This window comes from Mesorhizobium sp. M0016, from assembly GCF_040324035.1.
GTDB lineage: Bacteria > Pseudomonadota > Alphaproteobacteria > Rhizobiales > Rhizobiaceae > Mesorhizobium.
Genome location: NZ_JAMYVM010000013.1, coordinates 14427 through 30873 on the forward strand (window position 1 = coordinate 14427; position 16447 = coordinate 30873).

At 61.3% G+C, this 16447-nt stretch carries 13 protein-coding genes and 1 pseudogene; 7 read left to right on the forward strand and 7 right to left on the reverse strand.

Annotated features, from left to right (window positions below):
* Positions 1-8 precede the first annotated feature (8 nt).
* From NKJ88_RS19185 to NKJ88_RS19210, 6 genes and pseudogenes are all read right to left on the reverse strand, one after another.
* Positions 9-1106 (reverse strand): annotated as a pseudogene (locus NKJ88_RS19185) (Gfo/Idh/MocA family protein).
* Between the two features lie 35 nt (positions 1107-1141).
* Positions 1142-2203 carry an ABC transporter ATP-binding protein gene (locus NKJ88_RS19190; RefSeq protein WP_023697395.1) on the reverse strand — a complete coding sequence of 354 codons (1062 nt, stop codon included), beginning with the start codon at positions 2201-2203 and terminating at the stop codon, positions 1142-1144.
* Position 2204: 1 nt separating this feature from the next.
* Entirely contained in the window at positions 2205-3296 is a 1092-nt protein-coding gene (locus tag NKJ88_RS19195) for an ABC transporter ATP-binding protein (RefSeq protein ID WP_023697396.1), read from the reverse strand.
* Positions 3293-4249, reverse strand: coding sequence for a carbohydrate ABC transporter permease (locus tag NKJ88_RS19200; RefSeq protein ID WP_023713725.1), 957 nt, complete (start codon positions 4247-4249; stop codon positions 3293-3295). The genes NKJ88_RS19195 and NKJ88_RS19200 overlap by 4 nt, the downstream gene beginning before the upstream one ends.
* Positions 4246-5106, reverse strand: coding sequence for a carbohydrate ABC transporter permease (locus NKJ88_RS19205; RefSeq protein ID WP_352445063.1), 861 nt, complete (start codon positions 5104-5106; stop codon positions 4246-4248). The genes NKJ88_RS19200 and NKJ88_RS19205 overlap by 4 nt, the downstream gene beginning before the upstream one ends.
* Positions 5107-5187: 81 nt before the next feature.
* Positions 5188-6801 (reverse strand): extracellular solute-binding protein, encoded by a 1614-nt coding sequence (locus NKJ88_RS19210; RefSeq protein WP_023682259.1) that lies wholly within the window; start codon positions 6799-6801, stop codon positions 5188-5190.
* Between the two features lie 355 nt (positions 6802-7156).
* Between NKJ88_RS19210 and NKJ88_RS19215 the strand changes: the two genes are divergently transcribed.
* From NKJ88_RS19215 to NKJ88_RS19225, 3 genes are all read left to right on the forward strand, one after another.
* On the forward strand, positions 7157-8185 hold the full coding sequence (locus NKJ88_RS19215) for a LacI family DNA-binding transcriptional regulator (RefSeq protein ID WP_023697399.1): 1029 nt from the start codon (positions 7157-7159) through the stop codon (positions 8183-8185).
* Between the two features lie 417 nt (positions 8186-8602).
* Positions 8603-9493 carry an adenylate/guanylate cyclase domain-containing protein gene (locus NKJ88_RS19220; RefSeq protein WP_023697400.1) on the forward strand — a complete coding sequence of 297 codons (891 nt, stop codon included), beginning with the start codon at positions 8603-8605 and terminating at the stop codon, positions 9491-9493.
* A gap of 1030 nt (positions 9494-10523) precedes the next feature.
* Positions 10524-10784, forward strand: coding sequence for a hypothetical protein (locus NKJ88_RS19225; RefSeq protein WP_023697403.1), 261 nt, complete (start codon positions 10524-10526; stop codon positions 10782-10784).
* Positions 10785-11022: 238 nt separating this feature from the next.
* Here the strand turns inward: NKJ88_RS19225 and NKJ88_RS19230 are convergent, their stop codons facing one another.
* The gene (locus NKJ88_RS19230; protein WP_352445067.1) at positions 11023-12030 is read right to left on the reverse strand and encodes a DMT family transporter; all 1008 of its coding nucleotides are present in this window, start codon (positions 12028-12030) and stop codon (positions 11023-11025) included.
* Positions 12031-12193: 163 nt separating this feature from the next.
* On the opposite strand from NKJ88_RS19230, the gene NKJ88_RS19235 reads away from it, so the two are divergent.
* The 4 genes from NKJ88_RS19235 (at position 12194) to NKJ88_RS19250 (ending at position 15957) form a co-directional block, all read left to right on the forward strand.
* Complete coding sequence (locus NKJ88_RS19235) at positions 12194-12781, forward strand: CGNR zinc finger domain-containing protein (RefSeq protein WP_050588529.1); 588 nt, start codon at positions 12194-12196, stop codon at positions 12779-12781.
* Between the two features lie 273 nt (positions 12782-13054).
* Complete coding sequence (locus NKJ88_RS19240; RefSeq protein ID WP_023669466.1) at positions 13055-13258, forward strand: CsbD family protein; 204 nt, start codon at positions 13055-13057, stop codon at positions 13256-13258.
* A gap of 174 nt (positions 13259-13432) precedes the next feature.
* Positions 13433-14920, forward strand: a complete 1488-nt coding sequence (locus NKJ88_RS19245) for an ATPase domain-containing protein (protein WP_023669465.1) — start codon at positions 13433-13435, stop codon at positions 14918-14920.
* A complete protein-coding gene (locus NKJ88_RS19250; protein ID WP_502904755.1) occupies positions 14920-15957 on the forward strand; it encodes a sensor histidine kinase in 1038 nt (345 codons plus the stop codon). The genes NKJ88_RS19245 and NKJ88_RS19250 overlap by 1 nt, the downstream gene beginning before the upstream one ends.
* Positions 15958-16447 lie beyond the last annotated feature (490 nt).

The window sequence follows — 16447 nt, forward strand, 5'->3', positions numbered from 1 at the left end:
TAAGCGATTCAGTTGGCTGATTTTATCGAGATTTCGGAAAGCTTGATGGTGCGGCCCTCGTCGATCGAGCGATAGCCGGCCTCGACCAGCGCCATCGTCTTGACGTTGTCGGCCACCGATAATGCCGGCGGCGCACCGGTCTTCACCGCGTGCTGCAATTGCTCCATGACGCCGATGAAGGCGTGCGGGAACCACATCGTGTCCCAGCTCGGGCTGACCCATTCGCCGCCGGTCGTCTCGGTCGACGCGAAGGTCAGTGTTGAGGCCACGCCTTTCGGCCAGCCGATCGCGCCCTTGGCGACACCCTTGGTGCCGTCGACGCGCCAGTTGATGTGCTGGTCGTCCTCATAGCCCTCCTGGCGCGGTCCGGACCAGACATCCTCCAGCGACACGGCGAGCACGCCGGAGGGAAAGCGCAGCGTCGAGACGGTGATGCCGTCGCTATGCTCGAATGTCGTGCGCGGGTCCTTGCGTGTCAGGGTGGTGATTTCCGAGGGATCGCCGAACAGGAAGCGCAGCACGTCCAGATGGTGCACGCTCATATTGGCGAGCGACAGCCGGTGCTAATCCTCGAGGAACCCCTGCCAGTGCGGGATGGCGTGCATGTCGATCTGCGCGAAGACGATGTCGCCCAGCGCGCCGCCGTCGATGATCTGCTTCAGCACGCGCATCGACTGGTCGTAGCGCATGTTCTGGTTGACCGAGAGGATCTTGCCTGACTTGGCTGCCTCGTCGCGCAGCTTCACGGCTTCATCGACCGACAGCGCCAGTGGCTTCTGCGCCAGGATCGCCTTGATGTGAGGCTGCTTCAGCGCATGGCGGATCAGCGCCGGCTGCAGATCGGGTGGAAAGGCAAGGTCGACGATCTCGACCTCAGAATCCTCGATCAGCTGTTCCGGCGTGTCGTGGACGGTCGGGATGTCCCAACGCGCGGCGACCTTCTGCGCATTGGAACGGGTGCGCGAGGCGATCGCCACCACGTTGAACTCCGCTTCGCGATAGGCTGCCAGATGGCACTCGGCCATGATCATGCCAGCGCCGATGCAGCCGATACGGTATTCTTTCGTGCGGACCTTCACGTCCGGCTCGAAGCCTTCGCTCGCCATGTCTTCCTCCCGAAATTCTGTTTTCGCAGCCGCGATCATCTCGCCAACGCGCCTCCGTCCTGCCCGAAATAATGCACCCGGGCCGGCTCGCAGGATATCGCTACCACCGCATCCGGCCTGATGTCGGGCTGGCCGCGCAGCAGCGCCTTCAGCCGCGCCTCTCCGGCGGCGAGCGTTACCACCGTGTAGCCGCCAAGGGGCTCGACCTCGAATACGCGCGCCGGGCGGCCAGCGCCCCCTTCGACCCAGGGCCGGACCTTGATGTCCTCCGGCCTGAGCCCGATTTCGATCGCGTCGGCCGGAGCAGCGCGATCGTCGATGCTGACCGTGCCTTCGGCGGCCTCGAGGCCATCTTCGCCGCGAACGGATTTGAGGATGTTCATCATCGGCGAACCAAGCAGTCGCGCCACATAGGTGTTCGCCGGGCGGTCGTAGATCTCGGACGGGGCGCCGATCTGTCGGATCCTGCCATTCTCCAGAATCGCGATGCGGTCGGCGATCGACATCGCCTCTTCCTGGTCATGGGTGACGTAGATCAGCGTCTTGCCGAGTTCGCGCTGGATGCGCTTGAGCTCGACGCGCGTTCCCTCGCGCAGCCGCGCATCGAGCGCAGAGATCGGGTCGTCCATCAGATAGGCGTTCGGGTCGCGCACCAGGGCGCGGGCTATGGCCACGCGTTGCCGCTCGCCACCGGAAAGCTGCGCCGGCGGCTTGTGCAGAATATGGCCGATGTGGAGCTTGGCGGCCACATCGGCGACACGCGTTTCGATCTGGGCCTCGGCGACCTTGCGCTCGACCAGCGGGAAACGCACATTTTCGCGCGCGCTCATATGGGGGAACAGCGCCAGGTTCTGGAACACCATGGCGACATTGCGCTCGGCCGGCGAGACGGTGTTGACCGGTTTGCCGCCGATCAGGATCTCTCCGGCGTCAGGCGTCTCCAGCCCGAGCACCAGGCGCAGGATTGTCGATTTGCCCGACAGCGGCGGCCCGAAGAAGCAGAAGAATTCGTTGTCATTGACGGTGAACGAGGCGTCGTCGACGGCGAGCGTCGTGCCGTAACGCTTGCTGACATTGCGAAAGACGATATCGGCCATGTCAACCTGCCTTCATCGCAATGCCGCTGCGGGCATCGAAGACACACACGGACGATGCCACGGGGGCGACGACGGCAAGCTCGCCGATCGACAGTCCGACAGCATTGTCGAACACCGCCTTCACGGCGGTCTCGCCATCGCCGAGATGGACGATGGTCCTCGCGCCGATCCGCTCGACGAAGCTCACCGGCATGGCGAGGCCCTGCCCGCTCTGCACCAGCGACACCTGTTCGGGCCGGAAGCCGTAAAGCACCTCAGAGCGCGATCCGCGCAAGGTGGCGGCCAGCGCATCCGGCAGCGTCGGCGTGACCCCCAGTGGCCCGAGATCGACCACCAGGCCCCGGTCGCTCTCCGCCGGCCTTCCCTTCAGCAGGTTCATGCCCGGAGCGCCGATGAAGCGGGCGACGAAGACATTGGCTGGATTGTTGTAGACTTCCAGCGGCGTTCCCACCTGCTGCAGCACGCCGTGATCCATGACGGCAATGCGGTCGGCCATGGTCATGGCCTCGAGCTGGTCATGGGTGACGTAGACCATCGTCTGCCTGAACTGGCGCTGCAGCTGCTTGAGCTCGGTCCGCATTACCGCCCGGAAGGCGGCGTCGACATTGGACAGCGGCTCGTCGAGCAGGAAGATGGCCGGCTCCATGATCGCCGAGCGTCCGATTGCCACCCGCTGCAGGATGTTGACCGAGAGACGGTCGGCCTTGCGGTCGAGCAGCGGCGTCAACTGCAGCAGCTCGGCGGTGGCGCCGACGCGGCGGTCGATCTCAGCTTTCGCCGCACCGCGCATCCGCGGCCCATAGGCAAGGTTCTGGCGCACCGTCATGTGGGTGAAGATGGCATAGTTCTGGAAAACGAAGCCGACGCCGCGCCGGCCCATCGGCACGCCGGCCATGTCGCGCTCGCCGAACAGGATCTTGCCGCTGGTCGGCTCCTCCATGCCGGCGATCATGTTCATCGTCGTCGACTTGCCGCAGCCCGAAGGCCCGAGGAGCGCCATGAACTCGCCATCGGCGATGTCGAGGTCCATGGTCTTCAGCGCCGTGAACTCGCCAAAGGTCTTGACCAGGTTGCGCAGCTGGATCGCGCTCATGCCGGCACCAGCCTTGCCCGCGCCATGCGCTTCATGGCGAATACGGCAACGATCGAAAGCACGACCAGGATGGCCAGCGCGATCGCCGCCACATAGCCCCAGATCAGGTCCTGCGTCGAGACCTTGTAGATGTAGACGGAGATCGTCTCCGTGGCGACGCCGGGGCCGCCGCCGGTCATGATGTAGAGCGTGTCGAAGATCTTGAAGTTCTCGATGACGCGGATCGCCAGCGCGATGATGATGATCGTCTTCATCTTCGGCAGCACGATGGTGACGAAGCGCTGCCACGGGTTGGCGCCGAGCAGGGTCGCCGCCTTGATCTGGTCCTGCGGCACGCCGACCAGGCCGGCAAGCAGGATCAGGAACATCAGCGGCGTCCACTGCCAGATATCGGCGATGATCACCGCGATCAGCGCCAGTGTGGGGTCAGACAGCCAGGCGATGGTGACGCGGGAACCGCTGAGTGCCGACAGGATGTCGTTCAGCGGCCCGCCCGACTGGAACAGCATGAAGAACATGTAGCCGGCCACCGCCGGAACCACCATCATCGGCATCAGCAGGATCGAATAGAAGATCCGCTTGCCCGGAAAATCGTCCGCGAACAGCGTCGCCAATGCCAGGCCAAGCAGGAATTCGACGGGCACGCACACGACCATGACGATGGCCGTGCGCCTCAGCGCGCTCCAGAAGCGCGCATCGGCGGCAAGGTCGGTGTAGTTGGCGAAGCTGTTCCACATCTCCCATGCGTTCCACCAGCCGAGGCCGGAGAGCGGCGACCAGTCGGTGACGCTGATGTAGAGCTGCATCAGCAGCGGGAAGACGGAGATGAAGAGCACCAGGATCTGCGCCGGCAGCGTCAGCCGGAATCCCAGCCGCGTTCCCTCGTCCCGCAGCACGGGCTTGCCAAGCGCGGCCTTTGCGTCCTTTGAGACAGTCACGGTCACCGCGCTCATTGCTTGAGCGCGCCGAAGGTCAGTCCGCGCACCAGATGGCGCTGGATAGCGATGCCCATGATGACCGGCGGCACCGCGGCGACAAGACCGAGCGCGGCCTTGGCGCCATAGAGCTGCCCGGTCATCGAGGAGGACAGCGAGGCCATGTAGACCGGGATCGTCACCCATTCACGCGTCGTCAGCAGCAGCGCGATCAGATAGTCCGACCAGTTGAGGATGAAGACGAAGAGGGCGGCGCTGGCCAGCGGTGCGCGCATCATCGGCAGCGTGATGCGCGTGAAGACGCGCAGCCGCGAACAACCTTCGACAAGCGCCGCTTCCTCGATCTCGCGCGGCATGTCGTCGAAGAAGGTCTTCATGAGCCAGAAAGCGAACGGCAGGGTGACGATGCCGTAGATCAGGGCCAGGCCAAACCAGCTGTCGGTGAAGTTCAGGAAGGCCCACATGATCATGACCGGGATCATCACCGCCATTGGCGGAAACAGCCTGAGCTGGATCAGCGCCAGCGGCAGGTTCTGGCCGGAGCCGAAACGCGACAGCCCGTAGGCCGCAGCCGTGCCCGCCGACATTGCGATCGCCGTGCCGAACACCGAAGACAGCAGCGACGACAGGATCGGCTTCAGCGCGGTGCGGTCGAGCGCCACGATCAGATCGTTGTTGGACTCGCCGAAGACGAACTGGAAATTGCCGAGCGTCGGGTTCTTCGGCCACCATGTCAGGTCGGCGCCGGTCGCCGACCATTCGGCGATCGGCTTGAGGGCCATCGACACCATCCACAGGATCGGTACCAGCGTCACCGCCATCGCCGCGAAGATCGCGGCGTAGCGGAATATCTCGAAGGGGACGGAACGCTTCATCTGGCTGCTTTGCTGGTGGCGTTGACTGCGGCGGGGAGGAACAGATGCTCCTCCCCTCCAGCGCTGATCCAGGGAGACGGATCAGCTGATCGGGTCGAGAACCGTCGGCCAGGCCTCCTTGTTCGTCCTGATGGCTTCGAGCAATTTGTCCTCGCCGATGCGGCGGGCGATCTTCTTCCACTCCGCTTCCGTGTCGGCCATCGCCTGTTCCGCTGTCTTGGCCTTGGTCAGCGACGCCATCAGATTTTCGTCCAATGCGTTGTGGAAGGCGGTGGCGCCGGGATAGTTGATCGTCGGCACCGTGCGGGCGACCGTCTCGCGCACCACGTCGATGTGGTAGGCGTGGTAGGTCTGGCGCACCAGCGGATCGGAGAAATCCGAGAGCCGGAACGGATCGAGATAGCCGCCCGGATTGGCGCTCATCCAGGCATAGATGCGGGCGGAGCCCAGCCACTGCAGCAAAAGGTAGGCGACCTCCTGGTTTTTCGACTGCGACGAGACCATGCCGGTCAGCGAGAACCACAGCACGGAACGGCTGATCAGCTTGCCGTCGACTTCGCGGCCGGGCGGCAGCATCGAGCCGATCTTGCCGGTGACGGCAGAATCCTTGTTGCCGGCATTGTCGAGGAATTTCGGCAGGTTCGAGAAGGCGCAGGTCATCGCCGCGCCGCCCTTGGCGAAATTTCCATACTGCTCCGGCCAGCCCCAGGAGATCGCGTCCGGCGAGTGATGAACCAGCGAGCCGACATATTCGTTGGTGGCGGCAATGCCGTGCTCGGAATTGATCAGCGGCTTGCCGTCGTCGCCGAACAGGAACTGGTTGGGCGATGCCATCGAGACATAGCGCTGATACCAGTTGGTGTAGCCCCAGCCCTGGTTGCGCAGGTCGGTGGAGCCGAACAGGCCCTTGTCGGGCCGCTGGAAGAAGCCCGCGATGTCACTGTGCTGCTTCCAGGTCTTCGGCGGCGCCAGATCGTAGCCGAATTTGTCCTTGAACGCCTTCTGCTCGGCAGCGTCGCCGAACAGGTCGGTGCGGTAGACCCAGGTCTGGAAGTCGCCGTCCAGCGACACGCCATAGTTGGACCCGCGATATTTGTTGAGCAGCGACACGCCCTTGGCGCCGTCGACATAGCCGGTCTTGGGATCGTCCCATTCGGGCTTGTACTGGGCGACGAAGTCGTCGAGCTTGGCGATGCCGCCGGTCTCGGCAAGGTCGCCGAGGCGGTTCCATTCCGTCGAGTAGATGTCATAGGCCCCACCCTTGGTGGAGATGTCCTGCATCGTCTTGGTGAATTCCTGGCCGTTCGGCAGGCCGACGATCTCGATCTGGATGCCGGTCTCCTTTTCCCACAGCTCCTTGATCGACGGCGCACCCGCAGGGAAAGGCTGTGTGAGTTGGCCAATCGAGCCATCCGACAGGCCAAGCACGATCTTGGCCGGTGCCTTGCCAGCTCCCTTCAAGGCCTTGGCCGCCTCAACGGCACGGCCTTCCGGCGTGTCGGCGCCATATTGATAGCGCTCTGCGCCCTCGAAACCGGTGGGGCCGCCGACCATGCCTGGCGCCAGCGCGTCGGCCGCAACGGCACGGCCGGGACGGATGAATTGCGGTGCGATACCGGCCGCAGCCACGAACGCCGCGGCCTTTCCTCCGGACGCCAACAAGCCGCGTCGCGATATGCGGATCAAATCAGACATTGGAATTCCTCCCTCAGGGCCGATGTTTCCTCCACGAGCCCATTGAGGGATATTGACGGCAGCACCGGAAGGCTGTCAACATCATAAATACTCAAAATACATCGTAACACCGCAACCGCGGAGAAAATACGTCATGCAAAGGTCGACACACGGGCTCAATGCCTCGATTTGATGGGAAATCTGCCTTTCTGGCACGCGACTATCACGCCGGGCGACGCGATTTAGCCCAACCTCCTTGCGCATCGGCTAAGGCTCGATACATCATTTCCCATCAGAATCGCTGATGGCTGGCAGCTGTGGCCGTCGGACGGGCTAGCGGCATTGTGCGATCTGATGCATTGAGGAGATGAAGACGGTGCGTTCCACCTTGACTGACATAGCCCGGGAAGCCGGCGTTTCCGCCGCCACCGTCGACCGCGTGCTGAACAACAGGCCAGGTGTGCGGGCGCGCACGCGTGAGATCGTGCTCGAAATGGCGCAGCGCCTCGGCTACATCGCCGAGGGCCCGAACGGAGCGCCGCCCAGGCCCTCACCTGGAGAGGTCATCCGTCTGGACTTCGCTCTGCCGGCCGGCACCAATTCCTTCATCAAGATGCTGCATCGACACATCGAGGCGCAGGCCTTGGCGCGCCCCGATCTCGACGTCCACATCGCCACCATAGAGGGCTTCAACCCCGACCGGCTCGCCCGCCTGCTGCAAGAATTGCGTGGACAGACACAAGGCGTCGGCGTGATCGCGCTCGATCATCCGACGGTGCGCGAGGCGATCCGCTCGCTGTCGGCCAATGACGTCAAGGTGGTGACCATCGCATCCGACATCCTGCATGTGCCGAGGGTGGCCTATATCGGCATAGACAACCGCGCCGCCGGGCGGTTGGCCGGGTATCTTCTCAACCGTTTCATGGGATCGGAACGCCCAAGCAAGGTGGCGCTGTTCGCCGGCTCGCTGTCCTATCGCGGCCATGAGGAACGCGAGATGGGATTCCGGCACATCTTGACCGAGGAGTCGCCCAATCTCGAGATCGTCGAGATGCGCGAAATGCTGGATGACCGAGAGAAGGCTTATTCGGAAGCATCAGCGCTTCTGGACCGGCACCCCGATCTTGCCGCGATCTACAATGTCGGCGCCGGCAACACCGGCATCGCTCGGGCGCTCAAGGAGCGTGGACGCGCGAAAGACATTCTCTTTCTCGGCCACGAGGTGACAGACGGCACCAAGGAACTTTTGTTGGATGGGACGCTCGATGCGGTCATAGATCAAAATCCGCGCGTCGAGGCGCGGGAAGCGCTCAACATTTTAAGCCACTCTGTCAGGCACCTGAACTATGAACCGCATCAACCACGACTTCAGGTGATCTTCAAAGAGAATATACCTGAAATCTGATCAATGGATCCGTGATCTTATCGCAAAGCACAGCGTTGGCGTCGCCACCGGTCCCAAATACGAACGAGAGCCCGAATGATCTCGTCAAAGCCGCCGATCTGGCACTATTCCGCGCGAAGTCGGAGGGACGAGATCGGGTCGTGGTTGATGGTGCATGAGAAGGGCGTCGCCCGTTGCAACTCGTTCAGCCTTTCCGAACCTAAAAAGACCAAGTCCACTCATAGCACCGAGGTCGCGAACGATTGGGGCGAAGAGGGTTCTGGATGTCGGCACGAAGCCGACGAATGGCATACGCCCGTCCAACCCGCCACGATCACCTGAAGCATCGCACCGATCCAAGGCGCTCGAGCAGATATGTTGCAGGCGACCTCGTGTGCTATACACGCACGCTGAGTTTTCGGGTCGGACACGAGATCGATGGATCAGGAGACGCTTCTTACCGCAGTCCTCTTAGCTGATGTCGTGGGCAGCACGCCGCTCTATGAGCGGATCGGAGACGATGCCGCTCTACAGCAGGTCTCGGATTGCCTGGACACGATGCGCGAGATTGTCGCCAAGCACCGTGGTGATTTCATTTACTCGAAAGGCGATGACATACTCAGCCTCTTCGAGAGCCCGGAAATGGCGCTGAGGGCCGTCTGCCAAATTACCCATCAACTGACTAAAGGGCCGTTGAGCGCCCGTATCGGATTGCATTTCGGGGCGGTCATTCGCGCGCGGGGCGCGATATTCGGTGACGTTGTCAATGTCACCGCAAGGTTGTCCACCACGGCGAACCCCGGAGAGGTGCTGATCAGCCAGAGCTTCTGCGAAGCCCTTTCCCCGAGAAGCCGCAAGGGCCTGCGGCTCCTCGACAAAATGGCCTTGAAGGGGAAGCAAGAGTTCTTCGATGTCTATACCCTGTGGAGCGACGATGGGGCCCCCGGTACGCAGATCACCAGCCATGGCGCCACTACAGATAGACGCTCGGTCCTGCCGCGGCAGATTCATCTGGTCATCCGCTACAGAGATCAGCTGCGATCCTGTCGAAACGGCGAATCCGTGACAATCGGCAGATCGGCGGAATGCGATATCATCGTCGAGCGGCCCTGGGTATCGAGGCGCCACGCCGCCTTCACCATATTGAATGGCAGAGCTCGGCTTCTCGAACGAAGCTCTTCGGGCACATTTGTGTCCATGGGACTCGGCCATGAAGTATTCGTACGCCGTGAAGATATTATCCTCTTCGGCTCCGGCGTCATCTCGCCTGGAGTGAAGTCGGCCCTCGACGAAGCCCAGCTTCTTCACTACGAAATTGTCTCGGATTGACCCGGCCCGGATACTAGCTCGACCGGTTTCGAGCTGGTTCGCTGGCGCCTCAATGTCGCGCCGTACTCTTTGACAGCCATTGGAATCGACCGTTCACAAATGTGCCAAGGCCAATCCAGGAACGTCTGCTCTCGAAGTTGAACTGCGAAGAGCTGACTTCCGTTTCCCTCGCTGAGTTCGACGGAGCCGCGGCCGGTGCATCTCCTCGCAGGATGCGGAGTTCTACCTGCTCCGAGGCTACATTCTGCAGGTGGATGGTTTCGGCAGCAAGCTGGCCCGCTCGATCGATGACGCGCTAGGTCTTGCCGCGAAAAGGCCGGTGCGTGGGAATTGTGCTGGACTGTCGGCCAGACAATGAGCTGGCGACGGGAGCGGCCGGCTGTAGCGGGATGCCCGGACCAATTCCCCGCCCTGTGTCGCCTTGATATCCCCAGGCGCTGAAGGTCAGCACAGGCTGTTGCAGCCCGGGGTCGATGAACGCTTCATCAGACCATTTGCGCCGCAATAGCTCCTCGACCACCTGCGAAGGCTCGCGATTGGGCTACCGTCACGAAATTGGCGCAGAATCGCAGACCACTGACATATCGCGACGTCGAGATGGAGCTCGATACCACCGTGTTTACAGCACCGGGGGGAGATTCCTCTTGGGCCGATCGAGTTCAAGTTGGTGCGCCACATGCTCGAGGATCCTGAAAGGTGATCAGCCGTGATGAATTCATCGCAGCTGGCCGGTCGCAGAAAGCCAGTGTGAGCGCCCAGGTGGTCGACGTTCACATGAGCCAGTCGCGAAAGTTGTTGAAGCAGTCGTCGCAGAGTTGCCATTCGCACCGTGCGGCTTGCCGGCTATTCTCTCGATGACACTGCGGGCTGACGATCTCGGCGATTGAGTTCAGAAAGGTCGCTGCGTGAGGCCGCAAGGGGACCCACGCGATGGGAACGGTCTTGGCAGCTAGGGGACTTAGCGCCACCAACATTGCAGCCGTGGCGCTACGCCAATTGAGAGAAAGTCGAGGCGTATAGAACAAGCGACATGAGCGTGTCGGATTGTTTGCATTCAAACAACCTTCGCGACGCTATCCGTGCCTCCGCCTTGCTGGTGCCGGAGGAAATCATGACGTCGCCCGACAATTCGGTCGAACTCGTTCGCGACAAGAAGTGGACGGTCCGCGTCACCGCCTACGGCAGCACCCTGACGTTTCCGTTCGAAGCCGAAAGCTATGCACGTTCTTATGCCGATGGTCAGGCATTCCGTCTCGGGGTTCAGGTGGCCGAACTGAAGCGATGCGGCTGACAGTCTGTCGACGTGTTGGCGGATAGCCTGCATTGCCATCGGAACGAATAGGTCGCTGATTGCAGCCTCGCGATTTTTCCATCAAATCCCGCCTGCAATCTTGACAGCAACTCGGCAAAAGCCCTCGCCGACTAGTGTTGTCATATGAGCTGGAGCTTTCCTCGCCGCCGGTGGTAGGTGGGATACGCTGCCGGGAGAGCGCTCTTTCGCATAGACGAGAACCTTGTGCTTTTCCATCTCAAGGCTGATTGGCGGCTGGATGCGCGCGCCGTCTTTCATGTTCTGCCACGGCCCGCGCGGAGCGTGGAATCAACGGCGGGGAAGCGGATGATGTTTCCTGTTTGCGCTCGCGTAGCGCAAGAAACGCTGCGAAGAGCATGATAGCCATGCCGATGATGTCGATCAGGCTAACCTCCTCGCCGTAGGTGATCATGCCAAGCACGACGGCAATCACGGGTGAGACGAAGGCAAATGCTCCGGCGCGCGAGGCGCCGATTTCGTGCAGGAGCCGGATAAAAAGTGTGTAGCCTATGAACGAACCAAACAGCACGAGGAACAGCCACCCGACCCAGGCCGGCCAGCCCCAATCGCCTTTTAGAGCCGCGGCCGCGCCTGGCTCCACAACGAGTGAGATGAGAATTAGGAATGCGCCCCCGAAAAGGGTGGTGAAGCCGGCGATGAAGTCCGATGAATATACCTCAAGAAGCGGCCGCGCGAGCACCGAACCCCATGCATAGATTACAGCTGCCGACGCCACCGCTGTCATCGCCAGCAGCCGGAGCCCCCTGCCCTGCTGGTCTGCGTGTGTCCAACTAGCATAGGCCTCGGGCCCGAACAGGATGCACAGACCGGCCGCACCGAGCAAAATCGCAAAAAGCCTGCGGCCGTCATAGCGTTCGTCCCCCAGAAGCAACGCAAATCCAAGCAGCGTGACAGGGGTCAGCGAAAGCTCAAGAACAGCCGCGGTGCCCGTATCGACATAGAGCATGCCCCAAAAGAGTAGGCCATAGCAAAGCGGAATCATGAACAACGTAACAACGAAAAGGCGCGGCCAGTTCCTTTTCGCCACCCGTGGTAGAGCAGCGCCCCTTAGGCGCGTCGCGCTGAGGATCAGCAAGCCGGCTACTGTAAAACGCGTGCCTGCGAACATCAGAGGCGGCACGGTGGCGATCCCTGCCTTGATACCGATCCACGTGGTGCCCCAGATCACACATAAAACCAGAAATGTCGCTGTGTTGCGGTTCATCGGAAGCAGCCTTCGCTGGGCGTTGTTGGTTCGTCGTAACGGCCAAAAGACGTTTATTTCGTTACAACGGCCTCTTGCCAATACGGTTCCGCCAACCGATGTTTCCGGGATGGATGGTGCGAAGACTATCGTCGACATGCGCATGGTTGGAGGTCACCCCTGCTTGGACTTCGTCAACACGGTCGACGCGCGACGCGATGTGTGGGGGCCAGACCTCTTGCAGACCTATGCCGACCTGGTCGTCTGGGCTGGACGTGCCGATTTGATCGACGTCGATGAGGCGCGAGCACTGCTCGCGCAGGCTCCCGCCCGCCCGCTCCTTGCGGAGGCGGCATTGGAAAAGGCCAAGATTTTGCGCGAGGCCGTTTACGCGGCTCTCCAGGCCGAGGCGGCAGGCGCCCGGGTGCCGGACGATGCCTTGCAAATCGTGCGCGATGCAGTCGCCCTAGCCCTGCCGAAGCGCTCGCTTTTCCCGTCCGGCGACCGCCTCGCTTGGCAGTGGACCGACGCAGCCAGTCTGAACACGATCGGCCACCGCGTGGCCTTTGAGACAGCCGAGTTTTTGGTGTCCAGGAATGACCGCCGCCGCGTGCGCGAGTGCACCGGGCCGAACTGCGGTTGGCTTTTCATCGACACCTCGCGTGGCGGGCGCAGACGGTGGTGCTCGGATGAGAGCTGCGGCACACGCAGCCGGGTAAGGCGCTTCAGGGCAAAAGCCGCAGGGAACATGGCTCCCGACAGCAAGAATTAGTATCTGACGCCAGGCTTGGATGACCAACGCAGCATAGTTGGCTTCACGCTATCCCTGTCGCTGTTTGTCCAACGAAGCTGGTCTCGCGAGCGACTGTGGCCAAGAGTGTGGAGAACACAGCCGGCGCGGCAAGCCATCATCGCGTTCCAGAGCGGGTTGCTTCGGGGCCGCCTACCTCGCCACGCTTCGATCGGTCGATCTGCTCAAACTTGACGGGAACTCCGGTAGCGTTACGGCGTTTTTCTCAGTCCGAAACAAACAAGGATAGGTGCCATGGACTGGAACCGTGTCGAAGGCAATTGGAAGCAGGTAAAGGGCAAGGTCAAGGAACAGTGGGGCAAACTCACAGACGATGATCTGGACCGTATTGCCGGTAACCGCGATCAGTTGGAAGGCAAGATTCAGGAGCGCTACGGCATTGAGAAGGACCGCGCTCGGCGCGACATCGATGACTGGTATGGCCGGCAAGGCTGGTAGGTCGCCGGTTCCAAACTGAACTTGAAAAAGGGCTCCGAGAGGTACGGCGCCCTTTTTTGCCGCGTTTCTTGTCGCCTTTTCGTGAGTCTCACGACAAGGGCGCTCACCGAGAGACGTGGAACCGCGAAAGGTGCCCGTCGTTATCTGGTTCTCGAAATTACATTGGGGGATTAGTTGGACAGAGACGACGCCTCGGCGATCACAACTGGAGTTAGCGGCCTCGACTACATTCTTCGTGGCGGCTACGCCAGGAACCGCTCCCATCTCATCGAAGGGAAACCAGGTTCTGGAAAAACCACTCTTGGCCTCCAGTTTTTGATCGAGGGCGCCAAGAATGGCGAGACATGCCTTTACATCACTTTGTCAGAAAGCAAGCGCGAACTGCTCTCGGTTGCTGGCCGTCACGGCTGGGATCTGAAGGGGGTGCAAATTCTTGAACTTGTGCCGCCGGAGCTCAGTTTCGATCCTGCGCAGCTACAGACATTGATCCATTCCTCGGAATTGGAACTCGGCGAAACCGTGCAGTCTGCCATGGCCGAGATCGGACGCGTCAGACCCGATCGCGTGGTGTTCGATTCGCTCTCTGAAATTCGACTTTTATCGCAAGGGTCACTGCGGTATCGGCGCCAGGTGTTGGCATTGAAGAGCTTCTTCATGCTCAACAATGTGACGGTGCTTATGCTCGACGACCTGACCGCTGAGCAGGATGACCTCAATTTGCATTCGATCAGTCACGGCGTCATTCGGATGGAGCAGCTGTCGCCCGTCTATGGTGGAGAGCGTCGGCGGCTACGCGTGATCAAAATGCGCGGCGTGCAGATCCGGGGCGGCTTTCACGATTTCGTCATTCGCCCAGGCGGCGTTATCGCCTATCCGCGGCTCGTTGCAGCCGAGCATGAGGTGGCCGAGCATGATACGCCGGCCATGAGCAACAACCGGATCGACACCCTGCTTGGCGGCGGGCTGGCCCGTGGTACCAGCACGATGCTGATGGGGCCGTCTGGCGTTGGCAAGTCTACCATTGCCTGCACCTATTGCTATGCCGCACTCGAGCGTGGCGAGCGTGTGCTGGTGCTGTTGTTTGACGAGACAAAGCGCATCTTCTTGGCGCGCGCCGCCGGGCTCGGCATGGACCTGGAGCCGTTTGCCGAGGACGGCACGCTGATGCTTGAATCTGTCAATCCGGCTGAGCTTTCACCAGGCGAATTGTCTTCGCGCATCCAAGCGGCCGTCGAAGAATCCAATGTGCGGATCGTCGTGATCGACAGCCTAACTGGCTATCTCAATGCCATGTCCGAAGAACAACATCTGGTGCTTCAGATGCACGAGATCCTCACCTATCTCAATCAGAAGGCAGTGGCGACGATCCTGCTGTTGGCCAATCACGGGCTGTTTGGGCAAACGGCAGCGCCGGTCGACATGACCTATCTCTGCGATTCCATCATGCTTCTGCGCTTCTTCGAGAACGCAGGTCAGTTGAGACGCGCGATTTCCGTTGTCAAGAAACGTGTCGGCCCCCACGAAGAGACGATTCGTGAGTTTAAAATCGGCGGTAACGGCGTGGCCGTAGGTGAGCCACTGGAACAATTCCGCGGCATCCTGATGGGATCTCCGGAATTTGAAGGCAAGCCGACAGACCTTCTGAGGGATAAGGCGCTGTGATGTCGTCCAGCCCCGCCGTTCTCGTGCTGGCGCCGCTTGGCCGTGACGCGAGGATCGCGGCCTCCATCCTGGCTACAAACCAGATTGCCTCGCGTGTGTGCGGCAGCTTGGAAGAGGCAGTGCCGCTTCTCGACGAGGCTCAGTGCCTTGTCGTGGCCGAGGAGACCCTGCTCAGTTCCGATCGAACGCAGTTTGCGGCCTGGCTTGAAGCCCAACCCGCATGGTCGGATTTTCCGATCGTGCTTCTGACGATGCGGGGGAACGAAGTCGACACGCGGATGGCATTTCTGGACCGCTATCTGATCGTGCTTGAACGGCCATTTCTGGCTTCGAGCCTCGCCAACTCGGTGCGCTCCGCCTTGCGTGCCCGCGCCCGCCAGCGTGAGGTCCAGTCCTACATCGAACAGAAGCGGGAGGTCGCCGATCGGCAGAAATTGCTCATCCGCGAGCTGCATCACCGCGTCAAGAACACGCTGGCCAACGTTCGCGCCATGATGGGCGCGACGGCCAAGTCGAGCGGCAACGTCGATGATTTCGTACGCGATTTTTCAGCCAGGCTCGTTTCCCTGGCCCAGACCCATTCGATGCTTACCGACGATTATTGGCAGACTGCCTCCCTGCACAAGCTGCTCGAAAGCGAGCTTGACCACTATGAGACGCGCGACAGGCCGCGTATCGTTCTGAAAGGCCCGAACGTAGCGCTAGTCGCCGACATTGCGGTCCCTGTCGGGATGGCTTTCCACGAACTGGCCTCCAATTCGTCGAAGTTTGGCGCGCTTTCGCAAACGGGAGGCCGCCTTGATGTCCGCTGGTCGTTAGGCGGGTCCGGCGATACACAGATCGTCAATCTTGACTGGCGGGAACGAGATGGGCCGAAAGTCGAGCAGCCCAGTCGCCGGGGGTTTGGCACGACACTTCTGGAAAAAGTCGTGACCGTGCAATGCAACGCCAAGATCGAATTGAACTACCATCGTGACGGCTTGCAGTTCACCATGGCCTTGCCGTTGCGAAACACGCGCCTTGTGCCGGCTTACTGAGCGGCAACGGAAAGGCTGGCTGGGCGCCGCGATAGGGATTAACTGAGCGTCACTCGGCAGGCTGGTCTAGCGCTTTAGCCAAAACATCAGTTCCGAAAAAGACCGCCTCTATATCTCCCATATGCCTCTGCAACATTGCGAGAGCTCCGGCGTGGTCTATGCGGCCGACCTTGGTGATGAAGTCGAACTCGTGCCGCGGCGCTGTGACCCGGGTCATGCGTCCTAGACGAAACCTTGGGCTCCCGGAGCGCAGTTTTGTCGCCTTCGTGGTCACCCCCCGCCATTTTGCTCACGATCCTCGTTGATAGCCCGGATGCGCATCTGAATCATCTGCGACCCGTCTGGGTTCCGACTGGCGTCGTAAAAAACCAAGAGGCCCGCAGACAGGCTCGATCGACGGTCAGCTATCCCGAACAGCAAACGAAATCACCCTTGCCTTTGGCCAACCAACTTTCGCCAGATCACCTTCGCAATGGCTGCGGCCCCAGTA

Bases quoted from the DNA above. Each gene is read 5' to 3' on its own strand.
- NKJ88_RS19190 (WP_023697395.1), bottom strand. From the start codon at position 2,203: ATGGCCGATATCGTCTTTCGCAATGTCAGCAAGCGTTACGGCACGACG.
- NKJ88_RS19195 (WP_023697396.1), bottom strand. From the start codon at position 3,296: ATGAGCGCGATCCAGCTGCGCAACCTGGTCAAGACCTTTGGCGAGTTC.
- NKJ88_RS19200 (WP_023713725.1), bottom strand. From the start codon at position 4,249: ATGAGCGCGGTGACCGTGACTGTCTCAAAGGACGCAAAGGCCGCGCTT.
- NKJ88_RS19205 (WP_352445063.1), bottom strand. From the start codon at position 5,106: ATGAAGCGTTCCGTCCCCTTCGAGATATTCCGCTACGCCGCGATCTTC.
- NKJ88_RS19210 (WP_023682259.1), bottom strand. From the start codon at position 6,801: ATGTCTGATTTGATCCGCATATCGCGACGCGGCTTGTTGGCGTCCGGA.
- NKJ88_RS19220 (WP_023697400.1), top strand. From the start codon at position 8,603: ATGGATCAGGAGACGCTTCTTACCGCAGTCCTCTTAGCTGATGTCGTG.
- NKJ88_RS19225 (WP_023697403.1), top strand. From the start codon at position 10,524: ATGAGCGTGTCGGATTGTTTGCATTCAAACAACCTTCGCGACGCTATC.
- NKJ88_RS19230 (WP_352445067.1), bottom strand. From the start codon at position 12,030: ATGAACCGCAACACAGCGACATTTCTGGTTTTATGTGTGATCTGGGGC.
- NKJ88_RS19240 (WP_023669466.1), top strand. From the start codon at position 13,055: ATGGACTGGAACCGTGTCGAAGGCAATTGGAAGCAGGTAAAGGGCAAG.
- NKJ88_RS19250 (WP_502904755.1), top strand. From the start codon at position 14,920: ATGTCGTCCAGCCCCGCCGTTCTCGTGCTGGCGCCGCTTGGCCGTGAC.